Annotated in this window: 7 protein-coding genes and 1 pseudogene; 3 read left to right on the top strand and 5 right to left on the bottom strand. The window is 62.0% G+C overall.

Going from position 1 to position 6,029, the window contains the following annotated elements; translation table 11 throughout:
* The 3 genes from IL54_RS19905 to hisB form a co-directional block, all read right to left on the bottom strand.
* Positions 1–451: HisA/HisF-related TIM barrel protein (locus IL54_RS19905; RefSeq protein ID WP_037480543.1), on the bottom strand; the 451-nt coding region annotated here is incomplete at its 3' end.
* A complete protein-coding gene (hisH, locus tag IL54_RS19900) occupies positions 448–1,062 on the bottom strand; it encodes an imidazole glycerol phosphate synthase subunit HisH (RefSeq protein ID WP_037479835.1) in 615 nt (204 codons plus the stop codon). The genes IL54_RS19905 and hisH, both read right to left, overlap by 4 nt.
* 3 nt (positions 1,063–1,065) lie before the next feature.
* Positions 1,066–1,653: an imidazoleglycerol-phosphate dehydratase HisB gene (gene hisB / locus IL54_RS19895; protein WP_037479833.1), complete on the bottom strand. Its 588-nt coding sequence runs from the start codon at positions 1,651–1,653 to the stop codon at positions 1,066–1,068.
* 86 nt (positions 1,654–1,739) lie between these two features.
* Here hisB and IL54_RS19890 point away from each other — a divergent pair, with 86 nt between their 5' ends.
* The gene (locus IL54_RS19890) at positions 1,740–2,216 is read left to right on the top strand and encodes an SspB family protein (RefSeq protein ID WP_037479831.1); all 477 of its coding nucleotides are present in this window, start codon (positions 1,740–1,742) and stop codon (positions 2,214–2,216) included.
* A gap of 44 nt (positions 2,217–2,260) precedes the next feature.
* Here the strand turns inward: IL54_RS19890 and IL54_RS19885 are convergent, their stop codons facing one another.
* Positions 2,261–3,169 carry a Brp/Blh family beta-carotene 15,15'-dioxygenase gene (locus IL54_RS19885; RefSeq protein WP_162182259.1) on the bottom strand — a complete coding sequence of 303 codons (909 nt, stop codon included), beginning with the start codon at positions 3,167–3,169 and terminating at the stop codon, positions 2,261–2,263.
* 60 nt (positions 3,170–3,229) lie between these two features.
* Positions 3,230–4,012 carry a bacteriorhodopsin-like gene (locus IL54_RS19880; RefSeq protein ID WP_037479828.1) on the bottom strand — a complete coding sequence of 261 codons (783 nt, stop codon included), beginning with the start codon at positions 4,010–4,012 and terminating at the stop codon, positions 3,230–3,232.
* Positions 4,013–4,362: 350 nt separating this feature from the next.
* On the opposite strand from IL54_RS19880, the gene fumC reads away from it, so the two are divergent.
* Both fumC and IL54_RS19870 read left to right on the top strand, forming a co-directional pair.
* Complete coding sequence (gene fumC / locus IL54_RS19875) at positions 4,363–5,748, top strand: class II fumarate hydratase (protein ID WP_037480541.1); 1,386 nt, start codon at positions 4,363–4,365, stop codon at positions 5,746–5,748.
* A 49-nt stretch (positions 5,749–5,797) separates the two neighbouring features.
* Positions 5,798–6,029, top strand: a pseudogene (locus IL54_RS19870) (hypothetical protein); the annotation flags it as partial.

The following is a 6,029-nucleotide window of genomic DNA, read 5'->3' as shown; positions in this document are numbered from 1 at the left end:
TCACCGGCATGTCGGACTTTTCCGCCCAGCCATCGGTCGCAACGAACCCATCGCGCGCATCGACCGCCACGACGATGCCGCCGGGAAAGTCGCGCGCCGCCATCTTCACGAACGCCGGGTCTTTCAGCGCCGCCGTGCCGATCACAATCCGCGAGACACCCAGGTCGAACCAGCGCTCCACCGCCTCGCGATTGCGAATGCCCCCACCCAATTGCACATGGCCCGGAAAAGCCTCGACGATCGCTTCGACAGCATCGGCATTGACCGCACGCCCCGCAAAGCTGCCGTCCAGATCCACGACATGGATATGCTGCGCGCCGGCCTGCGCGAACAGCATCGCCTGCGCGGCGGGATCGTCACCATAAACGGTGGCGCGGTCCATATCACCTTCGGCCAGGCGGACGACCTGGCCATTTTTCAGGTCGATGGCGGGAAAGACGATGAGGCTCAAGGACACCACTCCAGAAAGCGCGAAAGAAAGGAAAGGCCATAGGACTGGCTCTTTTCCGGATGGAACTGGCAACCGATGATCGTATCGCGCGCCACCGCCGCGACCAGCGGGCCGCCATGGCTGGTCACCGCCGCGACATGGGCCGGGTTGGTCGCTTCGAAATGATAGCTGTGCAGGAAATAGGCCTCGCCTGGCTCCAGCAATGGCGGCGAGCCCTGAAGGATCACATCGTTCCAGCCCATGTGCGGCACCTTGATGCCAGGCTCGGTCGGTTCGATCAGCCGCACCGTGCCCGGTATCCAGCCCAGTCCCTCATGCCGCCCGAATTCCTCGCCGGCATCCGCCAGCAACTGCATCCCCACGCACACGCCGAGGAACGGCACCGCGCGGCTGCCCACCGCCTCGCCCATCGCTTCGACCATGCCGGGGATCGCCACCAGCGCGTCGCGACAGGCACGAAATGCCCCTACGCCCGGCAGGACGATGCGATCGGCCCGGCGGACCAGATCGGCGTCGGCGGTAATGACGACATCCTGTGCCCCCGCCTTGCGCAGGGCGTTATGCACCGAATGGAGATTGCCCGCGCCATAGTCGATCAGGGCAATGGTCATGCCTTACAACATGCCCTTGGTTGAGGGGATCGCGTCCGCCTTGCGCGGGTCGATCTCGACCGCCTGGCGCAGCGCGCGGGCAAGGCCCTTGAACGCGCTTTCGACGATATGGTGGTTGTTCGCGCCATAGAGCAATTCGATATGCAGCGTGATCCCGGCGGCCTGGGCGAAGCTGTGGAAGAAATGCTCCACCATCTCGGCATCCCACTCGCCGATCTTCTGCACCGTGAAGGGCAGCTTGCACACCAGCCAGGGGCGGCCCGAAATGTCGAGCGCCACGCGGCTCAGCGTCTCATCCATCGGCGAATAGACGCTGCCATAGCGGCTGATGCCCCGCTTGTCGCCCAGCGCCCGCGCCACCGCTTCGCCAATGGCGATGCCGGTATCCTCGGTCGTGTGATGCTGGTCGACATGCAGGTCGCCGACCGTCTTGACGGTCATGTCGATCAGCGAGTGCCGCGACAATTGTTCGATCATATGGTCGAGGAAACCGATGCCGGTCGACACCGAATAGAGGCCAGTGCCGTCAAGGTTGACGGTCACGTCGATCTGGGTTTCCGCCGTGTTGCGGTGAATCTCGGCCGTGCGCATGGCTGCCCTATAGCGTGTGGTGCGCGCCATGCAATCTGCGCGTGCGGGGGTTGACCGCATGATTCGCGCCGTTAGGACATTGGGCCATGAGCGATGACCTGCCCGACAGCCTGATTCCCTATGACGAAATCGTGCAGGAAGCCCTGCGCGCCGTGGTCGGCCGCGTATTGGGTGAGGTGGAGCGCAGCGGTGGCCTGCCCGGCGCCCATCATTTCTACATCACCTTCAAGACGCAGGCACCTGGCGTCGACATTCCCAAGCGGCTGATCGAGCGCTTCCCGGACGAAATGACCATCGTCCTGCAGAATAAATATTGGGATTTGAAGGTCAGCGACCAGCATGTCGAGGTGAGCCTGACCTTCAACCAGGTCGCCGCCCACCTTTATATCCCCTTTGCCGCGATCACCGCCTTCGTGGACCCCGCCGTGAACTTCGCCCTGCAGTTCCAGGTGCAGACAGACGCCCTGCCCGAACCGCATGACGAAGCCGAAAATGACGGCCCGGTCGTCACCAGTGAAGACGGCTCCAACGTCGTCAGCGTGGACTTCGGCAAGAAGAAATAGGCCGGGGCGGCTGCATCATTGCAGCAAAACGGCACGTTCCCCTGTCATATATGGACTGGGGCTTTCTGGCCCTGCGCCATCCGAAGGATCATCGGCACGGCCATATGCGGCGCGGTGAGGACCGACAGGGCCATGAAGCTGCTGGCGAAAATGCCTTCGGGCAGGGATTGCCCGCTACCCAAGGCGAAGATCGCAACGGCAATGCCCAGTCCGCCTAGGCTGAGCGGAATGACGGTCCCACCCCATTGGTCGATCCCCCGCAATCCAAGCGCGGTGGCATGAGACCGGAACTGGATGGGTGAGTGGACGAGGCAGAAAAATAGGGCGAATCCCATGACTGGCGGCAGCACCAGCATCGCCAGCAAGGCACATGCCGCCGAAAGCGCCAATCTGCGGCGGCCCATATGCCACAGCATCGCAACCCCTGCGATGGCGAGCAGCAGCATCGTGGGCGCTACCAGAAGCAGGCAGTCAGCAAGAATGGCGGCCGAAGCCCGCCCGGACAATGTCACGAACAGGGTGCTAAGGCTGTCGCCGTGCGACAGGGACGGCGCGGAAATCAAGGCGAGCGCGATCCCACCCGCAATGAATGGCGAACCGCATCCTTCCCAATCCTCGGCAAAATGGATCACCGACATGAGGAGGAAGGCCGTCAACGCGGCGAGGGGTGCGGCGCGCCACAGGAGATACATGACACCTGCACAGGCCAGATAGAGGAGGATCAGCGCGATCCGCGACCCGAACACGCCCCTGCCTGTTGAATGTCTTTGCAACAGCGCCAGATCGAAACTGCCATGCGGCATGCCAAAAATCAGCAATGTCGCCGACGCCAGGGCAGTCATGGTTGATGTGTCGAGCAACACGCCAAAGCAATACAGGCAGATGGTGGTGGCGGTAATCACCACCAGACCAGCGATGCGCCAATCGTCCCATCGGGTATGGCTCTGCTCCATCTCCATCTCCTTGGCCGTGAACCGGCAGACCGTGAGAGGCCTGCCGGTTCATGACGAGACTTAGCCTACTGCCGTTACGGTGGCGGGCTTGCCCGGCTCACCATATTCGGCCGCCGATTTGCGCACGGCGATCATGTAGACGAGGATGCCCACACCAGCCTTGGCGATAAGATCGGCGATGGTGTAGCCGATCTGAACGCCGGTTTCGACCGCACCGCCCGCGAGGTTGGTGTAGGGGATCATATAGACGATGGGATAGAAGCCCCATGACGCGAAGGTCAGCAACCGTGCCTGCTTGATCAACCCGCGCGCACTTTCCGGCTGCCGCTCGATCGCATCGCCCAGCCCCTTGAACAATTCCCACACGATGTAGAGGAAGGGAATGGAGGACAAGGTGCCCCACAAGGCCCGCGTGCTGTTGTTGTCGGCAATTTCGCCCGGATAGCCCAGGATGATCATCAGCGCTGCGGCCGAACCCAGGCGGACCGACGTAGACACCGTCGCACTTTGCGACAGGCGCATCACCAGCACCAGTTCGATCAGCAGCAACGGGACCGTCAACAGCCAATCGACATAGCGATAGGCGTCATTGAAGGCGACGCCGCTCGCCGTGATGACACCGTCGGTCAAAGCATAGGCTTCCGACCAGCTCTCGAAAATGCGGTAATAATGATAGGCTGCGATCGCCGTAACCAATCCCGTGATCGTCAATGCCGTCTTATAGGCCGGCCCGACCTGCGATCGTCCAAACCAGAAGAATAATGTGGCGGCAGCCATCGAGGCGAATGTGAACGAAAATGCGTTATAGACCAATAAATATTGGCCTGCCGTAATCATATCCATAATAGACCCCTGAACAAAATCGCGATAAGCGAATGATGAGCATTATATCGATGCATCTTTACTTCGCTGGCCACGTGATCATATGGATTAGGCGGGCATAAAAAAGATACCCATAACACCGTGGGATAGCACGAAGCGTCTTGCCTCGATCATGCCGGTATCGAACCAATTTCTTGTATCTTCTATACGGCCTTTAGGGCGTATCAGCCCATGACATGGCGTGATTGGGCAATCATGGCGATCTGGCGGATGCCCGCATGGCGCCATTCTGCGACCACTCTTGGTTTTTTCTCGCCCGGCCCCACATGCTTACCATATCAATGCGAATGGTCATCGACCAGGAGAAGTCCATGCCCGCCACCCGTACCGAAACCGACAGTATCGGCCCGATCGACGTTCCCGCCACCGCCTATTGGGGCGCGCAAACGCAGCGGAGCATTGAGAATTTCCCGTTCGGCGATACCGAGCGGATGCCGATCGGCATTGTCCATGCCATGGCGATCGTGAAGCAGGCGGCGGCGCGCGTGAACCGGCATCATGGACTCGACGCCATCCAAGCCGATGCGATCGAGGCGGCGGCGGCGGCGGTTGCGGCGGGGGAGTATGACGATCAGTTTCCGCTGGTCATATGGCAGACTGGCAGCGGCACCCAGACCAATATGAACGTCAATGAAGTGATCGCCGGGATCGCCAATGAAGCGCTGACCGGCACGCGGGGCGGCAAGGTGCCGGTGCATCCCAACGACGGTGTGAACTTCGGCCAATCCTCCAACGACAGCTTCCCCACCGCGCTGCATATCGCGGCGGCCTTGGCGGCGGTGAAGGCGCTGTTCCCTGCGCTCGACCGGCTGCACGCCGCGCTTGATGCTAAGGCGCAGGCGTGGGCAAGCATCGTCAAGATCGGCCGCACCCATTTGCAGGATGCGACCCCGCTGACGCTGGGGCAGGAATTTTCGGGCTATGCGCATCAGCTCTATCGCGCCAAAAGCCGCATCGAACCGGCCGTGATGCACGGCATGATGGCGTTGGCGCAGGGCGGCACGGCGGTCGGCACGGGGTTGAATGCGCCCAAGGGCTTTGACGTTGCGGTCGCGGCGGAGATTGCGGCGATCACCGGACTGCCGTTCCGCACCGCCGACAATAAGTTCGAGGCGCTGGCCTCCAATGATCCGCTGGTTCACCTCTCCTCGACTCTCGCCACGCTTGCGGTCGCGCTGACCAAGATCGCCAATGATATCCGCCTGCTCGGCTCCGGCCCGCGCTCCGGCCTTGGCGAGTTGGACCTGCCCGCCAATGAGCCTGGCAGTTCGATCATGCCGGGCAAGGTCAACCCGACCCAGTGCGAGATGTTGACGATGGTCGCCGCGCAGGTGATCGGCAATCATCAGGCGGTGACCGTGGGGGGCATGCAGGGCCATCTGGAACTCAATGTGTTCAAGCCGATGATCGGCGCGGCGGTGCTGCGATCGATCCACCTGCTTGCCGTCGGCATGGACAGTTTCGCCGAACGTTGCGTCGAAGGGCTGGAGGCGAATGAGGCCCGGATCGCCGAACTGGTCGATCGGTCGCTGATGCTGGTCACGGCACTGGCACCTGCGATCGGCTATGACCAGGCGGCGGCGATCGCCAAACAGGCCCACAAGACCGGTCAGACGCTTAAAGAAGCCGGACTGGAACTGGGGCTGGTGGACGAGGCGACCTTCGACGCGCTGGTGCGCCCGGAAAATATGGTGTGATCCATATGGCGCTGGTGGAACCCGTAGGCCTCCGATACATTAACCCTCTATGAAGAAGCTGCGCACCCCCTCCGCCCCACTCGTTACCGTTCGCCCGCCCAAGAAGGCCGGTATATTGCGAAAGGTCGCCCGCGTCGGGGCGACCGTCGTGGCGGCACGGGTTGCCGCCGATACCGGGAAGAAGGGTGTCGTCGGGCTGATTGCCGGGATGGGTGCCAAGCGGCTCATCATGCGGTTCCCGGCGGGCGCTCTGTTCGTCACCGGTGCCTATATGGCGGGCA

It is taken from the genome of Sphingobium sp. ba1, assembly GCF_000743655.1.
Taxonomy (GTDB): Bacteria; Pseudomonadota; Alphaproteobacteria; order Sphingomonadales; family Sphingomonadaceae; genus Sphingobium.
Note: the sequence above shows the minus strand (reverse complement) of the source record. Positions and strands in the feature narration are given on the sequence as shown.